This window comes from Micromonospora sp. NPDC023888, from assembly GCF_040639415.1.
Lineage (GTDB): Bacteria > Actinomycetota > Actinomycetes > Mycobacteriales > Micromonosporaceae > Micromonospora.
Window position 1 is genome coordinate 131,173 of the sequence record NZ_JBEZZW010000009.1, and the last position, 15,549, is coordinate 146,721.

12 protein-coding genes are annotated in these 15,549 nt (G+C 69.3%); 9 read left to right on the forward strand and 3 right to left on the reverse strand.

Annotation, left to right across the window (positions count from 1 at the left end):
- From AB0F61_RS11020 to AB0F61_RS11030, 3 genes are all read left to right on the forward strand, one after another.
- Positions 1 to 849: an alpha/beta hydrolase gene (locus AB0F61_RS11020; RefSeq protein WP_357806921.1), complete on the forward strand. Its 849-nt coding sequence runs from the start codon at positions 1 to 3 to the stop codon at positions 847 to 849.
- A 303-nt stretch (positions 850 to 1,152) separates the two neighbouring features.
- Entirely contained in the window at positions 1,153 to 2,238 is a 1,086-nt protein-coding gene (locus AB0F61_RS11025) for a hypothetical protein (RefSeq protein ID WP_357806923.1), read from the forward strand.
- Complete coding sequence (locus tag AB0F61_RS11030) at positions 2,211 to 3,560, forward strand: MFS transporter (RefSeq protein ID WP_357806926.1); 1,350 nt, start codon at positions 2,211 to 2,213, stop codon at positions 3,558 to 3,560. The genes AB0F61_RS11025 and AB0F61_RS11030 overlap by 28 nt, the downstream gene beginning before the upstream one ends.
- A gap of 59 nt (positions 3,561 to 3,619) precedes the next feature.
- On the opposite strand, the gene AB0F61_RS11035 is transcribed toward AB0F61_RS11030, so the two are convergent.
- Complete coding sequence (locus tag AB0F61_RS11035) at positions 3,620 to 4,273, reverse strand: CGNR zinc finger domain-containing protein (protein WP_357806928.1); 654 nt, start codon at positions 4,271 to 4,273, stop codon at positions 3,620 to 3,622.
- A gap of 276 nt (positions 4,274 to 4,549) precedes the next feature.
- Here AB0F61_RS11035 and AB0F61_RS11040 point away from each other — a divergent pair, with 276 nt between their 5' ends.
- Together AB0F61_RS11040 and AB0F61_RS11045 are read left to right on the forward strand one after the other, a co-directional pair.
- Positions 4,550 to 5,767, forward strand: a complete 1,218-nt coding sequence (locus AB0F61_RS11040; protein ID WP_357806931.1) for an MFS transporter — start codon at positions 4,550 to 4,552, stop codon at positions 5,765 to 5,767.
- A gap of 57 nt (positions 5,768 to 5,824) precedes the next feature.
- The gene (locus AB0F61_RS11045; protein WP_357806934.1) at positions 5,825 to 6,094 is read left to right on the forward strand and encodes a hypothetical protein; all 270 of its coding nucleotides are present in this window, start codon (positions 5,825 to 5,827) and stop codon (positions 6,092 to 6,094) included.
- A 152-nt stretch (positions 6,095 to 6,246) separates the two neighbouring features.
- On the opposite strand, the gene AB0F61_RS11050 is transcribed toward AB0F61_RS11045, so the two are convergent.
- A complete protein-coding gene (locus AB0F61_RS11050; RefSeq protein WP_357807148.1) occupies positions 6,247 to 7,632 on the reverse strand; it encodes a glycoside hydrolase family 6 protein in 1,386 nt (461 codons plus the stop codon).
- A 237-nt stretch (positions 7,633 to 7,869) separates the two neighbouring features.
- Between AB0F61_RS11050 and AB0F61_RS11055 the strand changes: the two genes are divergently transcribed.
- The 4 genes from AB0F61_RS11055 to AB0F61_RS11070 all read left to right on the forward strand — a co-directional run bounded on the left by AB0F61_RS11055 (position 7,870) and on the right by AB0F61_RS11070 (position 14,253).
- On the forward strand, positions 7,870 to 9,141 hold the full coding sequence (locus AB0F61_RS11055; RefSeq protein WP_357806936.1) for an MFS transporter: 1,272 nt from the start codon (positions 7,870 to 7,872) through the stop codon (positions 9,139 to 9,141).
- A 97-nt stretch (positions 9,142 to 9,238) separates the two neighbouring features.
- Positions 9,239 to 9,796 carry a hypothetical protein gene (locus AB0F61_RS11060; RefSeq protein WP_357806939.1) on the forward strand — a complete coding sequence of 186 codons (558 nt, stop codon included), beginning with the start codon at positions 9,239 to 9,241 and terminating at the stop codon, positions 9,794 to 9,796.
- 397 nt (positions 9,797 to 10,193) lie between these two features.
- Positions 10,194 to 11,567, forward strand: a complete 1,374-nt coding sequence (locus tag AB0F61_RS11065) for a ricin-type beta-trefoil lectin domain protein (RefSeq protein WP_357806941.1) — start codon at positions 10,194 to 10,196, stop codon at positions 11,565 to 11,567.
- A 229-nt stretch (positions 11,568 to 11,796) separates the two neighbouring features.
- A complete protein-coding gene (locus AB0F61_RS11070) occupies positions 11,797 to 14,253 on the forward strand; it encodes a ricin-type beta-trefoil lectin domain protein (protein ID WP_357806943.1) in 2,457 nt (818 codons plus the stop codon).
- 88 nt (positions 14,254 to 14,341) lie between these two features.
- Here AB0F61_RS11070 and AB0F61_RS11075 read toward each other — a convergent pair whose 3' ends face one another.
- Positions 14,342 to 15,385, reverse strand: coding sequence for a hypothetical protein (locus AB0F61_RS11075; protein WP_357806947.1), 1,044 nt, complete (start codon positions 15,383 to 15,385; stop codon positions 14,342 to 14,344).
- Positions 15,386 to 15,549: the final 164 nt, after the last annotated feature.

A 15,549-nucleotide genomic window follows, 5' to 3' on the forward strand; every position in this document is an offset into this window, starting at 1 on the left:
ATGCACATCAAGCTGACGGATGTCGGTCTCTACGTCACCGCGTCCACCCGGCGGCCCTGGGAACCGCGCGGGCCCGTGCTCCTCGGCCTGCACGGAGGCCCGGGCATCGACGGATCGCAGATGCGTTACGTCCTGACGCCGCAGCAGGAGTGGGCGACCGTGGTCGTCCCCGACCAGCGCGGCCACGGCCGCAGCGATCGATCGACGCCCGACGACTGGACCTTGGCGCAGTGGGCCAGTGACATCCGCCAGCTCGTCGAGGCGCTGGGACTCGAGGACGTCCTCCTGGTCGGCACGTCGTTCGGAGGTTTCGTGGTGCAGCGCTTCCTGGCCGACTACCCGGGCGTGGTCCGGGGCGGCGTGGTCATCGGATCGTCACCACGGCGGGCCTCGGCCGAGGAGATCACCGAACGCTACCGCGATCTCGGCGGCGACGTGCCTGCCCGCGTGATGGAACGGATGCTCCGCGACCCCTCACCCGAGGCCGAGCAGGACTGGGCCCGGTTCTGTGCGCCGTTCTCGCGACTGCGACCCCCCGATGACGTGCTGACCCGCATCGTCGCCGAGCGGGTGGCGACCCCCGAGGTGAACGAGCACTTCATGGCGACGTTCGCCGACCTGGACCTGCGCCCGGACCTGGCCGACGTCCGGGATCCGATCCTGGTGCTGGTCGGCGCCAGGGATCCGCTCACTCCCCCCGATGTCGCCGCGGAGATCCAGAAGCACTCCGGCGGCGCAGTGACCGTCCACCAGGTCGAGGACGCCAGCCATCAGGTGCTGTGGGACCAACCCGAGCGCTGTGACCTGCTACTGCGGGAGTTCGCCGCCTCGCTCAGCCTGATCGGGTAACGCGAGCAACTCCTGCACTCCCTCTCACCGGAGGTGCCGCCCATGACCGCATCCGCACTGCACATGTCTCCGTCTCCCGCCCAGGTGCTGCGTGCGCTGGATCGGCTCGGCCCCTCAGCGCCCGCCCGGATCCGGGAACGATTCGTGATCACCCCGCCGTCGGAGCCGATGGCGACACTGGAACAACTCGGCGCGGCGACGAGCGCGGCCATCGACGGCTTGAACGCCATCCGGGACGAGATCTGTAACGGTGACCTCAGTGCGATGGCGAAGCTGTGTCGGGCCGCACCCACCGAGTACGAGTTGATCGCCATGCAGCCCTGGCAGGACTGGAAGACCATCGCGCGACCCGACGTGGTGATCAGTGACGGGCGACCGGTGGTCGTGGAGATGAACGGCGACTCACCGGCCGGGCTGTTCAGCCTCCACGACGCGCTGGCGGAGGTGCAGGCGGAACTCCTGGTTGAACTCGGTATTCAGGTGGAAGCCGCCGCCCCGCGAGCCTTGCAGACGCTCATCGACACGATGCCCCTGACTCCGGGCGTGGACCGGGTCGCGGTCTGCTACTGGCGGCACGAAATCGCGGACGCTCCGCCGGTCTGGTCCTACGGCTCCTTCGTGAAAGGGCTGAAAAGCCATGGGATCGACGCCTTCCACTGTCCTCTGGAGGATCTGGAGATCGACCGTCGGGGACTGCACTACCAAGGCGATCCCGTCACGGTGGTCTATCGCTATTTCGAGGCGCCGGAGGTCGGCCAGGACGACGAGCTGAATCTGCTGCGCGCCGTGTTCGGTCGCGCCCGGGACGGGCTGGTCCGAGTGTTCACCGGATACTGCGGGGAGATCCTGGCGTCCAAGCTTTCGCTCTCGCTGCTGTCCGACGACATCCTGCTCGGGCAGATGCCGACGGCCCTGGCAGAGCGGCTGCGGAAACACGTCCCCTGGACCCGGGTGATCCAGCCGGCCGGGACGACGTACTTCGGTGATCGGGTGTCCTTGCCGGAATTCGCCCTCGCGCACCAGACCCGACTGTTGATCAAACCCGTTCGTGGACACGCGGGCCTTGGCATCACTGTGGGTTCCGAAGTGAACGCGGCCGAGTGGGCCGCCGCCGTCCGGGCCGGGCTCGAAGCGACTTCCGAGCAGGCACTGATGGTGCTGCAGGAGGTCTACCCACCGGACACCTCACCGGTCACGTTCTCGGCCGAGGACGGCACGGTCACGTCGGTGACCACCGAGAGCGTGGACGGGGTGTTCATTCTCGACTCCCAGCCGAGGGCGGTACTGCGCAGGTTCGCCGTCAACCCGGGCGCCACGGTAAACATCAACCCGCGTTCCGGGTACGCGCCATCCCCGGTGTGGTGGCAGACGCCGCGACGTTCATGTTGAACGACAGCGCCGAAGCCCCGGCCCGTCACCGGGCGCGGCCCGCCCTGGAAACCCGGATCTGGGTCTCCACCGCGAGCGCCAGCATTGGCGACGGACTGCGACTGGCCGCCCTGCCCCTGGCCGTCGCCGCCATCACCAACGATCCGCTTCAGGTCGCGGGGCTGACCCTGGCCCAGCGCGTGCCGCCGCTGGTGCTGGCGCTGCCGGCTGGCGTGATCCTCGATCGGGTGGATCCGTTCCGGGTCATGGTGGCCTGTCAGCGGGTCCGCGTCGTGCTGGTGCTCTCCCTGGCCGGTGCGGTGGCCGCGCAGGGGGTACTGGGAGTCGGCGCGATGCTCGCGGCGGTCTACGCACTGGCGATGCTGCTGGCCGCGATGGAGGTGTTCGGCGACGTCGCAGCGCAGGTCGTCGTCCAGTTGCTGGTTGCCGACGAGCGGCTGGAGCGGACGAACTCCCGAGTGGTCGCCGGGCAGATGCTGGGTGAGGAATTTCTCGGGCCACCCACCGGAGGCTGGCTGTTCAGCCTGGGTCGGTGGCCGGCCTTCGTCGGCATCGGGCTTGCCTACGCCATCTCGGCGCTCGTGCTGAACGGAGGGTTGCGGAGGAGATCCGGCGCCGCGGACGCGCGGACGTCGGACCCTACGGACACGTCGCCGACCGCCGCCCTGTCCCCCGTCCGCTCCGGGTGGCGGGAGGCCGCCGCCGCCATCCCCCGGGAGACCAGGCAGGGGCTGGCCGTGGTGGTCGGCAACCGCGACCTGCTGGTGCAGGCGGCGTGGACCAGCGTCATGAACGCGGCGAACGGCGCGGTCGGTGCGGTGTTCGTGCTCTTCGCCCTGAACACCCTGGGCCTCAACGGCACGGCGTACGGGGCTCTGCTGACCGCCGGCGGAATCGGCGGGGTGCTGGGCGCAGGGCTGGCCGGCGTGGTCGCCCGACACGTGCCCCGACGAGCCATGATGATCAGCACGTCGCTGCTCGCCTCGCTCTGCACGCTCACGCTCGGGTCGATGGACAGCTTCGTGGCGGTGTTCGCACTGCAGGGCGTCGCTGCCCTGTGCGGCGTCATGTTCTCGGTCGTGGCCCGGTCCTACCGACAATCGATCACGCCGACGGAGTTCGCCGGCCGCACCACCTCGGTGTACCGGCTGCTCAGTCTCGGCTCTGTCCCACTGGGAGCCCTGGCAGGTGGCATCCTCGCCACGGTCCAGAACCCGGGCCTGTCCATCGTCGTCGCCGGGGCCCTCATGCTGGCCGCCACGGTAGGCGCCGCCCTGTTCCTCCGCCGGGACGTGCCCTCCGTGCCACGACAGCCGCGCTGAAGTGGACCGACCGAGCCCATCCCGATCACGTCTGAAGCCAGCCGAGCTGCGCTGGCTGTTCACGAGCGGGGTGCCCGGGCGGCGCGGCGGCGCTCGGTGAGCCGTCGCGCCTTCACCGCGTTGCCGCAGTCGGCCATGCGGCACCAACGACGGGAACCGCTGCGGCTCTGGTCGAGGAACAGCCAGCCACAACCACCTTCGGGCACCGGGCAGCGGCGCACCCGGGTCAGGTCGGCCGTCAGCATGACGTCGCGGGCGGCCTCGGCGATCCGGTCGGGCACCACCATGGCCGGCACCGTGCCGTAGGTCAGCCGTACCCTCGACGAGTCGAGCACGAATCGTGCCCGGGCGGCCGCGCCGGCCCAGCGCTGATGTAGTGCGACAAGCGCGGCGCCGGCCGCGACGGGGTCACCTGCCGTCCCACCGGCCGCGTCGGTGATCGTCGCGAGCATCACGAGATGCAGCCCTTCACGAACGTCCCGCACAGCGGCCAGTCCCGCGTGCGCCGCCGCGGCATCGTCGCGCCACGCCTGACCGACCTGGTCGGCCTCGGCGTCGCTGAGCACGCCCAGCCGGGCCGACCAGCGCAGCAGAGCGGAACTGTCGGACAGGAAGTCGTGCGGCGACTCGCCGCCCCCTCGCTCGAGTGTGTTCACCAGGTCGAGGGCAGGGTGCCCGCCGACCAACGGTAGCTGGGACACGTCGAGCGGCATGCCGAAAAGGCTACCACCTAAGCCGGTGAAGAGGGTTGCGCACTGCTCGACACGGGGCCGGGTAGCGCGGCGATGTCTGCCGCTTCGGCCAGCTCCAGGTAGGTGGGGACGGTGAGAGATCTCGACCTGTCTATGCTACCGTCAAAACCAGTTTTACAGGAATCACAGCGGCGCGGCTGCCATGGGGTGGTGCCGTCGCGGTGATCGAGGGTCTCCTGCGTACCGCTCGCGTGGTGGTTTCCTGCCGCACCTTGTCGAGGATCTGGGAGGTAGCCGATGGCGCACCAACGACGCGCGGCCTATGCCCTGGCCGCATTGTCCGCCGCCACGTTCTGTTACGTCACCACCGAGGTGCTTCCGATCGGGTTGCTCACGCTGATCGCCCCGGACCTGGGGCGTTCCAGGTCCGAGGCCGGTCTGCTGGTGACCGGGTACGCCGTGGTGGTCATGATTGTGGCGCTCCCGCTGACCCGCGTCACTCGGCGACTGCCCCGGCGTCCACTGCTCGCCGGTTCCCTCGGTGTGTTCGCCGCGGCGACGGCGGTGTCGGCCTCCGCGACCTCCTACGAGGTGTTGCTCGCCGCGCGGCTGGTGTCCGCCACCACCAACGGTGTCTTCTGGGCGGTGGTGTTCCCGGTAGCGATCTCGATGTTCCCCGCGAACATCCGCGGCCGCATCGTGGCCCGGCTGTCGATCGGCAACGCCCTCGGGCCGGTCCTCGGCGTGCCGGTGAGCACCTGGCTGGGCGGGCAGGCCGGGTGGCGGGCCGCGTTCGTCGCGATGTCCATCCTCGGTTTCGTCACCTGCATCGCGGTCGCCCTGCTTTTGCCGAGCGTCACACCACAACAGAGTGCGGGTGACATCGGGCCAATGCCGGATCGGCACCGCTTCGTAGTGCTCCTCGTCGCCACCATCCTCGCGGTCACCGGCGCCATGGGCGCGTTCACCTACATGACCGTCTTCCTCCTCGACGTCAGCGGGTTCGCCGCGGCATCTCTCGGCATGCTGCTCTTCGTCCAGGGCTCGTTCGGCGTCGTCGGCACCTGGGCGGCCGGCCGGGTCCTGGACCGGTTTCCAGTCGGTGTCGTGCTGGGTCTACTCGGGCTCCTCACCGCCGCGATGATCGGGCTCTACGGGGTTGGCACGAGCAAGGCGTTGACGATCCCGTTGCTCGCCGTGGCCGGGATGTCGTTCAGCTCGCTGATTGCGGGAATCCAGCACCGCATCATGCAGGTGGCCCCGTCGACCACCGACATGGCGTCGGCCAGCCTCAGCGTCGCGTTCAACGTCGGCCTCGCGGCCGGCTCGCTGATCGGGGCGGGCCTGCTGGCGACGGCCGGAGCGCGCGTCATCCCGTTGTTCGCTGGCCTGCTGACCGCCACGGCGTTCGCGATGCTCGCCTGCCACGAGATGTCCCGCCGGAGGAGACGCCGGGACACTCTCCGTCGCAGTCCCGACCTACCACCGGTCGGACATTCTGTGGCTCATGTTTAGGTCCGTTGTCCGGTCACCGACCCGGCCGTGCCGGCGGTGGCAACCCAGGAGGCAGGCATGACCGAGCAGGCGCCTACCTGCGTGGCGCTGTACACGTTGGCCCAGCACACCAATCGGCGAGTTGCGGAGTTCCGTTGGCAGCCTGGCGAAGCGGTGTCGCTGAGCGTCCTCGACCCGGATTGGGGCGCGCTCGCACAGGACTTCTACGACAACGGTGTGCCGATCGGTGCGGGGCGGGTGCCGCCGGAGGCCGGTCGAGAATTCATGCGTGCGCTGCTGCAACGCTTCCGGATGAGGTACTACAGGTTCGTGGACGAGAGCGACTGACCCGACGAATCCACAGCTACGACGAACCGCTCACCCACCGGATGCCAATCGGCTCGTCCGTCATTCCGGCGCCGGCCGGCTCGTACCACGAAACGGGGACGGGCCCCGGCGCGGAGTGGTCCTCCGCGCCGGGGCCCGTGGCATCGGGTGGGTCAGCTGGCCGCGCAGGTGGCTGTCGCGCCCGGACCGGTGCCGGTGCCCTGGAAGCCGAAGTTGGTCGACTGCCCGGCGCCGACGCGTCCGTTGTAGCTCACGTTGGTGTACCGGATGGTTCCGCTGGTACCGCTGGCCTGGGCGTTCCAGGCGCTGGTGACCGCGGCGCCGCTGGGCAGCGTGATGGTCGCGGTCCAGCCGTTGATGTCCGCGGAGCCGGCGGTGACCGTCACGCTCGCGGTGAAGCCGCCGGACCACTGGTTGACCACAACCGACGCGGAGCAGCCGTTACCGGTCGGCGGCGGGGTGGTGGGGGGAGCCATGGTCGGCGGGGCCGTGGTGGGCGGAGCCGTGGTCGGCGGGGCGGTGGTCGGCGGGGCGGTCGTCGGCGGAGCGGTCGTCGGCGGATTGGGCGCGCCGTTGGCAAGGCTGTAGGCCAGGTCGGGCTGGAACGAACCGGCCGTGTAGCGGCAGCCGTCCGCCTCCCCCGGCGGCTTCACCCAGAGGTACGCGTCGATGTTGCCGTCGCCGGTGTTCGTCGTCGGGTACTGACCGATGCGCCGGTCGGTGTTGTCGTCGCCGCACCAGTCGCCGCTGGCGCCCCCGTTGCGGCTGGTGTCGATCACCTGGCGCTTGCCCTGGATGCCCATGCCGTTGAGAGCGGAGATGACCGACCGGCCGAAGTTCGCCTCACTGGAGGTCGAGTTGTAGTTCGACACGTTCGTGAAGAAGCCGTCGGCGTACTGCACGCCGGCCGCCCGGAGCCGGTTGGCTGTCTCACCCGCGCTGTTCCAGGTGGAGTGGCCGCCGTCGAGGTACACCTTGGCGTTGGGGTTGCCCGACTTGATGGTCCGGGTGGCCGTCGAGATCGCCGCGTTGCGCGCGCTGATCTCGGCGCTGCTCAGGCAGGTCAGCAGGGCGAGCGAGTCGGTTTCCAGGATGATGATGACGGTCTGGTTGCCCAGCCCTCTGGCGAAGTTGGACACCCACGTCTGGTACTGGTTGAGGTCCGGCGCCCCACCGGCGCTGGCCCCGCCGCAGTCCCGGTTGGGGATCTCGTACACCGCCAGCACCGGGATCTGCTGCGCCGCGTTGGCCGCGCCGATGAACCCGGAGACCTCGGACTGCACTGTCGAGGGGTTGAAGTTGGCGAACCAGCGGGCCTGCGGCTGACTCGCGATCTTGTCGCGGATGACTGCGGTACGCGAGTCGCCGGGGTTGGCGGCGACCCAGCGGACGACTGCCGAACTCGGGTCGCGGTAGAGCGACCCGGACAGCGTGCCGGCGGAGGCGCTGCCTACGGCGAGGCAGACGCCGACGGCGGTGGCGCCCGCGACGGCCGCCACGCTGGTGGCCACCGATCTGCGGAGGAGCGAGGAGAGCATAGCCACGACGTGTTGCCTCCTGATCACATAGATGTTACCGAATTCATGGGAGCGTTCCCATGGACGGTAGCGGAGGCACGCCCCGCTGCCAAGACGCACGGACTCGTCATTGGGTCAACGACAGTCGTTTATGTGTTGCGACTCGCCCGGCCTCGCCACCCCGCGCGCCAGCCCAGGATCCGACTATAGTGAGTTCCATATTGGAACTCAGGATCGCGATTGCGGGGGTCGGATCAGATGAGTGACGGGTTCAGTGCCGGAACCTTCTGGAGATGGTGGTCCGCCGGCACGATCAGCGCGCTCGGCTCGGCGGTCACCGCACTCGCGCTGCCCCTGACCGCGCTGATCGCCCTCGATGCAAGCGCGTTCGACATGGGTCTCGTCGCGGCCGCCGGCTACGTCGCCTGGCTGGTGATCGGACTACCTGCCGGCGTCATCGTGCAACGGGTGCCCCTGCGCGGCATACAGGTGACAACGGACCTCACCAGGGCGGCGGCGGTACTGTCCGTCCCGCTCACCTGGTGGACAGGGCATCTCACCATCACCCAACTCGTCGTCGTGGCGTTGGTGATCAGCTTCAGCACCGTGCTCTTCGACGTCGCGAACGCCACCTACCTGCCCGGCATCGTCGATCGCGACCAGTTGGAGTCCCGCAACAGCCTCACCACCGCGACTCACGCGGTCTCCCAGGTAAGCGGCCCGCCACTTGGCGGCATCGCCGTACAGTTGCTCGGTGCGGCGCCGACGCTGTTGATCGACGCGGCGAGCTACGGAGTGTCAGCGCTGCTGCTGCGGTCGCTGCCCGCCCGCCCCCGACAGAAACCGGACCACTGGCCGCCGGTGCGCGCCATGATCCGCGAAGGGTGGCACTTCGTCTCCGGCCACCCGGTGATGGCACCCGGCACCTGGGCGGCCACCGCGCTCTGCGTGGCCTGTGGCGCCCAGATCGCGCTCTACCCACTCCACCTGGTGCGCACCCTGGAAGCCCCGGCTGGCCTGGTCGGTCTGCTACTCGCCGTCGAAGGAGTGGGTTCGCTGATCGGCGCCGCCCTGACCCCCCGACTCACCGGACGAATCGGCTCAGCCCGAGCGCTGCTCCTGTCCAGTGTGGTCTGCGTGGTCGGCGCGATCGTGGTGCCGCTGGGCAGCGGAATCATCGGGTATCTCTGCTTCGCCGTCGGCAGCGCCGTCTTCGCCGCCGGCGTCGTGCTGCTGAGCATCATCACTCGCACCTACCGGCAGTTGGCCAGCCCGCCCGACCTGCTGTCCCGGGTGCTGGCGACGGTCCGCTTCGTCACCTGGGGCGCCATCCCGATCGGCGGCCTGGCAGCCGGCGCGCTCGCCAGCCTCCACGGCAGCCGGGTCGCCCTGCTGACCTCGGTCATCGCCGTGGTCTGCGCTCCGCTTGTGTTGTTCTGCTCCCCGGTCCGTCACCTTCACGATCTCGCCGACCATCCCGGGTCGGACCCGGAACGCGATCGCGACGAGCCGGTCGTCGTCGGCCGGTGACGCAGCCACAGCCCCGGGATGCGCCCCAGCAGGGCCACGACGACGACTCGTCCTGCTTCTGCGTGCCAACCGGCGTGGCAGCGACTTGAATGGTGGCGTGCAGGTCAGCAAGGACGGACGGAGTTGGCGCATCGGTGCTGTCGCCGACGTGGGATGGATCGCCGGTCACACCGCTGCCGGCACCTCGGTCACCACCGCCATCCCGCCCATCTTCGACGCCTACGCCACCACGTACCAGGCGGACGACGTCACCATTACCGCCTACGAGCGCGCCCTGGTCGAAGACCTCAGCAGGTACACCCCGGACCAGCCCTGGTGGTTGGCCTACCTCGACACCGGCGCCCACGACGTCGTCTTTCCCGACGCCCGGCGGGTGTCGCTCTACTGGGACTGGCCCTACGTGCTGGTCGAGGCCGGCCCCGAGCAGGCTCTCACCTGGCGGGCCGGCCACCTGCGCCACGGCCGCGGATCGCTACCCGACCTGTTCTTCCCCGCCGACCGGACCTGGCTGGTCTCCGCGCTCTGGGACGACACCTGGGCCTGCGTCGGCGGCCCGGAACCGCTGATCCACATCCTCGAACGCGACCCGCTCACCACCGCCCGTCGGGTCCACCCCGACGAGGACGCGCTGCCACCGGGGCTCGTCCGCGAGTGACAGGCACACCTGAGCCCGATCGTGCGGACAGGCTCGGGACGGGACCGCAACCTGCCGGACACAGCATTGACATACTTCACTGCTCGATCTAGCGTCGGGGCGAATCGATTCGACGTCGAGCCGGGTGCTTCGGGCACCGCCCGACGGTCGCTCGCCGGTGTTCGGGCACCGGCGCTGCGGCCGCCAACGATTCGACGAACGACTGGTCCCGCTTGGGCGGCGAGGCCAGCCGCGGGAACCTGTGGCGAGAGCCGGCCGGGCGCTGTGGGCCCATCGCGCCTTCTGCGGTTTCCTCCGCGAGGAGTGTGGTGACCGGGAGTGGCGCGTCGTAGCGGTGCGGGTGTCGCCGTGGATCCCTGCACCTGAGTCAGTTCGTGTCGAGTGGCGGGAGCCCATCATGACAAGACGTAGACCCATCCTTGGTTTCCTGGCATCGGCGGCGGCCGTCGTCGTGACCGTGAGCGCTGCGGCACTGGCCGGCGGCCTGGGCACCACCGCGTCGGCCGCGGACGTCGCACCGGCCGCGGCGACCGCCGGGTGCGGCAAGGCGCCCACGCTGACCAGCGGCTCACGAACCATCCAGAGCGGCGGCCAGAACCGTAGCTTCATCCTGAGGATTCCCGACAACTACGACAGGAACCACCCTTACCGGTTGATCTTCGGATTCCACTGGAACGGCGGCACCGCCAACGACGTCGACGGCGGCGGGTCGGACGGGGCGGCCTGGTCCTACTACGGGCTGCGGCAGCAGGCCAACAACAGCACCATTTTCGTCGCCCCCCAGGGCAACGGGAACGGCTGGGCCAACCCCGGCGGCCAGGACGTCACCTTCGTCGACAACATGATCAGCCTGATCGAGGCGGACCTGTGCGTCGACACGACGCAGCTCTTCGCGCTCGGCTTCAGTTACGGGGGAGGCATGAGTTACTCGCTTGCCTGCTCCCGGGCAGGTGTCTTCCGCGCTGTCGCGGTCTACTCGGGCGGGCAGCTCAGCGGGTGCGGCGGCGGCACCCAGCCGATCGCGTACATGGGAATCCACGGCATCGGGGACCCGGTGCTGAACGTCTCCGCCGGACGGTCCCTGCGGGACACGTTCGTTCGGAACAACGGGTGCACCGCACAGAGCCCGCCCGAGCCGAGGGCGGGGAGCCTGACCCACATCACCACCACCTACTCGGGCTGCCGATCGGGCTATCCGGTGGTGTGGGCGGCCTTCGACGGCGGGCACACCCCCGGCCCGGTGGACGGCGGCGGGGACAGCGGCGCACGGACCTGGACCAAGGGCGAGGTGTGGAGGTTCTTCACCCAGTTCGGCAGCACCGACCCCACGCCGACCCCGACGACGTCGCCCACCGCCAGCCCGACCAGCACCCCGCCACCTAATGGCACGTCGGCAGTGCGCAACACGGCCTCCGGACGGTGCCTCGACGTCAACGGCGCCTCGCAGACCAACGGCGCGGCGGCGATCATCTGGGACTGCCACGGCCAGAGCAACCAGAGCTGGACCTCGACCGCCGCCCAGGAACTGCGCGTCTTCGGCGGGAAGTGTCTCGACGTCAACGGGGCCGGCACCGCGAACGGCAGCTCGGTGATCATTTGGGACTGCAACGGCCAGTCCAACCAGAAGTGGCGGCTCAACGCCGACGGCTCGATCACCGGTGTTGGCTCGGGCCGGTGCCTGGACGTCGTCAGCAGCGGCACGGCCAACGGCACCCGCATCCAGATCTGGGACTGCAACGGCGCGGCCAACCAACGGTGGAGTCGTAGCTGATTCCGGCGAGCGTTTCGGGACGGTAGGTCCGGTTCGGCGGCGGAACCACAGGGTTTCGCCGCCGCACCACCCGGCTCCGCCCGACGACATCAATCAGATATTTCGGCGCTTGCCTGACATACAACGTTTAATCATCAGTGTTCTTCGATCAGAGCGACTGCGTGCAGTACGCCAACTCGACGTGTGACGTACGGCTTCGCAGTCGAAACCGGCTGGGGAGGCGGGTCAGATGTTCGATCGAGAGAGTCATCGGCGCAGTACTGGCGGAATCGGGTCACGCGTCCGGTCATGGCGGAGCACGCGGCGTCCGCGCCGGCTGACCGCTTCGGTGGTCGGGGCGGTGGTGGTTGCGGCGGCTGTGCTGACCGGCTTCGCCTCCCCGGCCCAGGCGGCAACCGCCATCACGATCAACGGTGGGTCCGGTGGACGGGCGCTCGACGGGATCGGCGCGGTCAGTGGTGGCGGCGGCAACAGCAGGTTGCTTATCGACTACCCGGAACCGCAACGGAGCGACATCCTGGACTACCTGTTCAAGCCGGGTCGCGGCGCCGCGATGCAGCTACTGAAGGTGGAGATCGGCGGCGACACCAACTCCACCTCCGGCGCGGAGCCCAGCCACGAACACACCCGGGGCAACGTGAACTGCAACCGGGGCTACGAGTGGTGGCTGATGGAGCAGGCGAGGGCGCGCAACGCCAACATCGCCCTGGCGGGCCTGTCCTGGGGAGCGCCGGGCTGGATCGGGAACGGCAACTTCTGGTCCAACGACTCGATCGACTACCTGCTGGCCTGGTTGGACTGCGCGGGTACCCACGGGCTGACAATCAACTACCTCGGCGGGTGGAACGAGAAGGGTTACAACGCCACCTGGTACAAGAATCTGCGCTCGGCCCTCAACTCCCATGGCTACAGCAACGTGAAGATCGTCGCCTCGGACGACTTCGGCTGGGCCGCGGCCGACGAATCGCTGCGTGACCCGGCGTTCGCCAACGCCGTACAGGTCTTCGGCAGCCACTACGTCTGCGGCTACCGCAGCGCCCAGACCAGCTGCCCCAGCTCCGGCAACGCGGTCTCCACCGGCAAGTCGCTGTGGGCCAGCGAGAACGGCTCCGACGACTACAACGCCGGGGCGCAGGCCCTCGCCCGCGGCATCAACCGTGGCTACATCGACGGCAAGATGACCGGCTACATCAACTGGCCGGCCATCGCCGCCATCACCCCCAACATCCCCTGGGCGACCACGGGCGTCGCGGTGGCCCAGCAGCCCTGGTCCGGCGCCTACTCGATCGGCAAGAACGCGTGGGTGATGGCGCAGACCACACAGTTCACCGCCCCGGGCTGGCGCTACCTCGACGGATCGAGCGGCTACCTCGCCGGCAACCGCAACAACGGCAGCTACGTCTCGCTGAAGTCCACCAACAACAGCGACTACAGCACCATCATCGAGACGATGGACGCCGGCTCCGCGCAGACCCTCGACTTCACCGTCACCGGCGGGTTGTCCACCGGCGCCGTGCACGTCTGGTCGACGAACGTCCGGTCGAACAACACCGCCGACCACTTCGTCCGCGGCAGCGACATCACGCCGAGCGGCGGGCGTTTCTCGCTCACCGTCCAGCCCGGCTACGTCTACAGCATCACCACCACCACCGGCCAGGGCAAAGGCACCGCGGTCAGCCCGGCGCAGGGCACCCTGAAGCTGCCGTACAACGACACCTTCGACAGTTACGCGGTGGGGCGCGAGGCCAGGTACCTGATGGACCAGCAGGGCTCGTTCGAGATCGTCGGCTGCGCGGCCGGTCGCGCGGGTCAGTGCGTACGCCAGATGTCGGAGCAGACGCCGATCTTCTGGACGTCCGGCCAGGCTGAGCCGTACACGCTGTTGGGTGACCTGTCCTGGCGCAACTACACGGTCTCTTCTGACGTGCTGCTGGAGAAGTCCGGCTACGCGCAGCTCATCGGACGCGCCAACACGTACAACCACCAGGGGCCGCAGAACCTGAACGGTTACTACTTCCGGGTGACCGACGGTGGCGCGTGGTCCATCCGGAGCAACAACACCAGCGGCAACTGGCGCACGCTTGCCAGCGGGAACACCTCGGCGCTGGGCACCGGGCGCTGGCACACCCTGGCGCTGACGCTCAACGGGAGCACCCTCACCGCGGCCATCGACGGCAACACCGTCGGCACGGTCTCCGACTCGACCTGGGTCGCCGGCCAGATCGGGTACGGCACGGGTCAGGGAGTCTCCGCCCAGTTCGACAACCTCTCCATCACGCCGGTCGGCAACTCCGGGGAGCCGGGCGCGACCACAGCGATCCGGGGCGCGGGCTCCAACCGGTGCCTGGACGTCAACGGAGCCAGCCAGGCCGACGGTGCGGTCGTGCAGATCTGGGACTGCAACGGCGGCGCCAACCAACAGTGGACGCTCACAGCGAGCAACCAACTGACCATCTACGGCAACAAGTGCCTCGACGTGGCGGGCACCGCGGCGGGGAGCCGCGCGCGGATCATGACCTGCAACGGCGGCAGCGGCCAACAATGGCGTGTCAACGCCGACGGCACCATCTCCGGGGTCGGTTCGGGGCTCTGCCTGGACGTCAACGGCGCGGGCACCGCCAACGGCACCGCCGTCCAGGTCTGGACCTGCACCGGTGGCAGCAACCAGCAGTGGATCCGCGGCTGACCGGTTGGTGTCCGCTCGTACCCGATTCGTGGCTGCCGGCCGCTCACCTGAGCGGTCGACAGCCGCCCGTCGACCCGCTGCTCCGGGCTCAGGCCGCCGAGCCGACGGTGTAGTTCCACGCCGGAGGGCCGTCGACGACCGGGGCGGGCGACTGGGCACCCCGGCCGGCACCGGCCATGACGCCCAACTCGACCTCGTGGCGGTAGGCCTCCCGACCGGGCCGCTGCACCACGATGCTTGAGCTGATGCATTCGTTGACCCACGTCCACCGCATGGTGAGTGGCGGTAGGTAGCAGACGGAGACGGCGACCCGCATCTCGCCCGCGAGCTTCGTCATGGCCCGACGGATGGACCGGCTGCCCGCCGTCCACAGTGTGCTGTCGGCCACCACCAGAAGCTGGCCCTTCCACTCCGGTTGCCGTTCCCACCACGCGCGGATGGTGCCGGAGGCCAGTATCAGCCTCGCGTCGTCGGCCTGGCGGCCCGGCCCGGTGACGGCCGCGGCGGCGCGGGGCGGCCGGCCGGTGCTCCGCCTGGCCGGATCCGGGTCGGCGGGGAGCAAGCCGAGGCGGTCGCGGCGAATACTCACTGTCACCACCGGCAGTTCCGCGGCCAACCACTGACCGACCCGGCCGTTCACCCGCTCGTACTGCTCGCGCTGGCCGAGCCGCCGGTGCTGATCGGTGGGGCGGGAGCCGGGAAAGAGACGGAAGCCGTTCTGCCGCAACAGGCTCGCCACCGACCAGGCCGAGATGCGGTGACCGCGACGCTTGAGGGCCGCCGCGAGCGCACGGGTGGACGAGGTCGTCCACTGCAGGTACGGCGACGTGGCGGGGCCCGGTTCCATCAGGTCGAGGAGGGCCGGCAGCACTTCCGGGTTACTTTCCGTGATCTTCTTACGTCCGCCACCCGGCCGACGCAGGTTGCCGCCGCTCTCCTCGGGCCCCTGGAGTTCCTGGATGCCTTTGGACACGGTTTGCGGGTGCACCCCGACGGCCCGGGCGATGCGGCGGGCTCCGCCCTGCCCCAGGGACACGGCGCGGGCGGCCAGTACGAGGCGACGCTGACGTTCGTCCAGATGCGGTGCCAGGAGGCGGAACTCCCTGGCGAAACTTTCGGGCAGCTCACTCATCGACCACGGCACCCTCCCCCGGTGAATGCCAGCTCCCCGAAGCGTAGCCGAGACATCGGCGTCCGTGGAACTAGGCGACAAGTTATTACCTCGCACAATCGCCGTTAGCTATATCTGCACTTCCGAATAGTGGGCCCTTTTGATGTTTCCCAGTCGCGCGGGTA

Excerpts from the sequence above, each read along its gene's own strand:
- AB0F61_RS11070 (WP_357806943.1), top strand. The coding sequence starts at position 11,797 with ATGTTCGATCGAGAGAGTCATCGGCGCAGTACTGGCGGAATCGGGTCA.
- AB0F61_RS11035 (WP_357806928.1), bottom strand. The coding sequence starts at position 4,273 with ATGCCGCTCGACGTGTCCCAGCTACCGTTGGTCGGCGGGCACCCTGCC.
- AB0F61_RS11055 (WP_357806936.1), top strand. The coding sequence starts at position 7,870 with ATGAGTGACGGGTTCAGTGCCGGAACCTTCTGGAGATGGTGGTCCGCC.
- AB0F61_RS11065 (WP_357806941.1), top strand. The coding sequence starts at position 10,194 with ATGACAAGACGTAGACCCATCCTTGGTTTCCTGGCATCGGCGGCGGCC.
- AB0F61_RS11045 (WP_357806934.1), top strand. The coding sequence starts at position 5,825 with ATGACCGAGCAGGCGCCTACCTGCGTGGCGCTGTACACGTTGGCCCAG.
- AB0F61_RS11075 (WP_357806947.1), bottom strand. The coding sequence starts at position 15,385 with ATGAGTGAGCTGCCCGAAAGTTTCGCCAGGGAGTTCCGCCTCCTGGCA.
- AB0F61_RS11040 (WP_357806931.1), top strand. The coding sequence starts at position 4,550 with ATGGCGCACCAACGACGCGCGGCCTATGCCCTGGCCGCATTGTCCGCC.
- AB0F61_RS11020 (WP_357806921.1), top strand. The coding sequence starts at position 1 with ATGCACATCAAGCTGACGGATGTCGGTCTCTACGTCACCGCGTCCACC.
- AB0F61_RS11050 (WP_357807148.1), bottom strand. The coding sequence starts at position 7,632 with ATGCTCTCCTCGCTCCTCCGCAGATCGGTGGCCACCAGCGTGGCGGCC.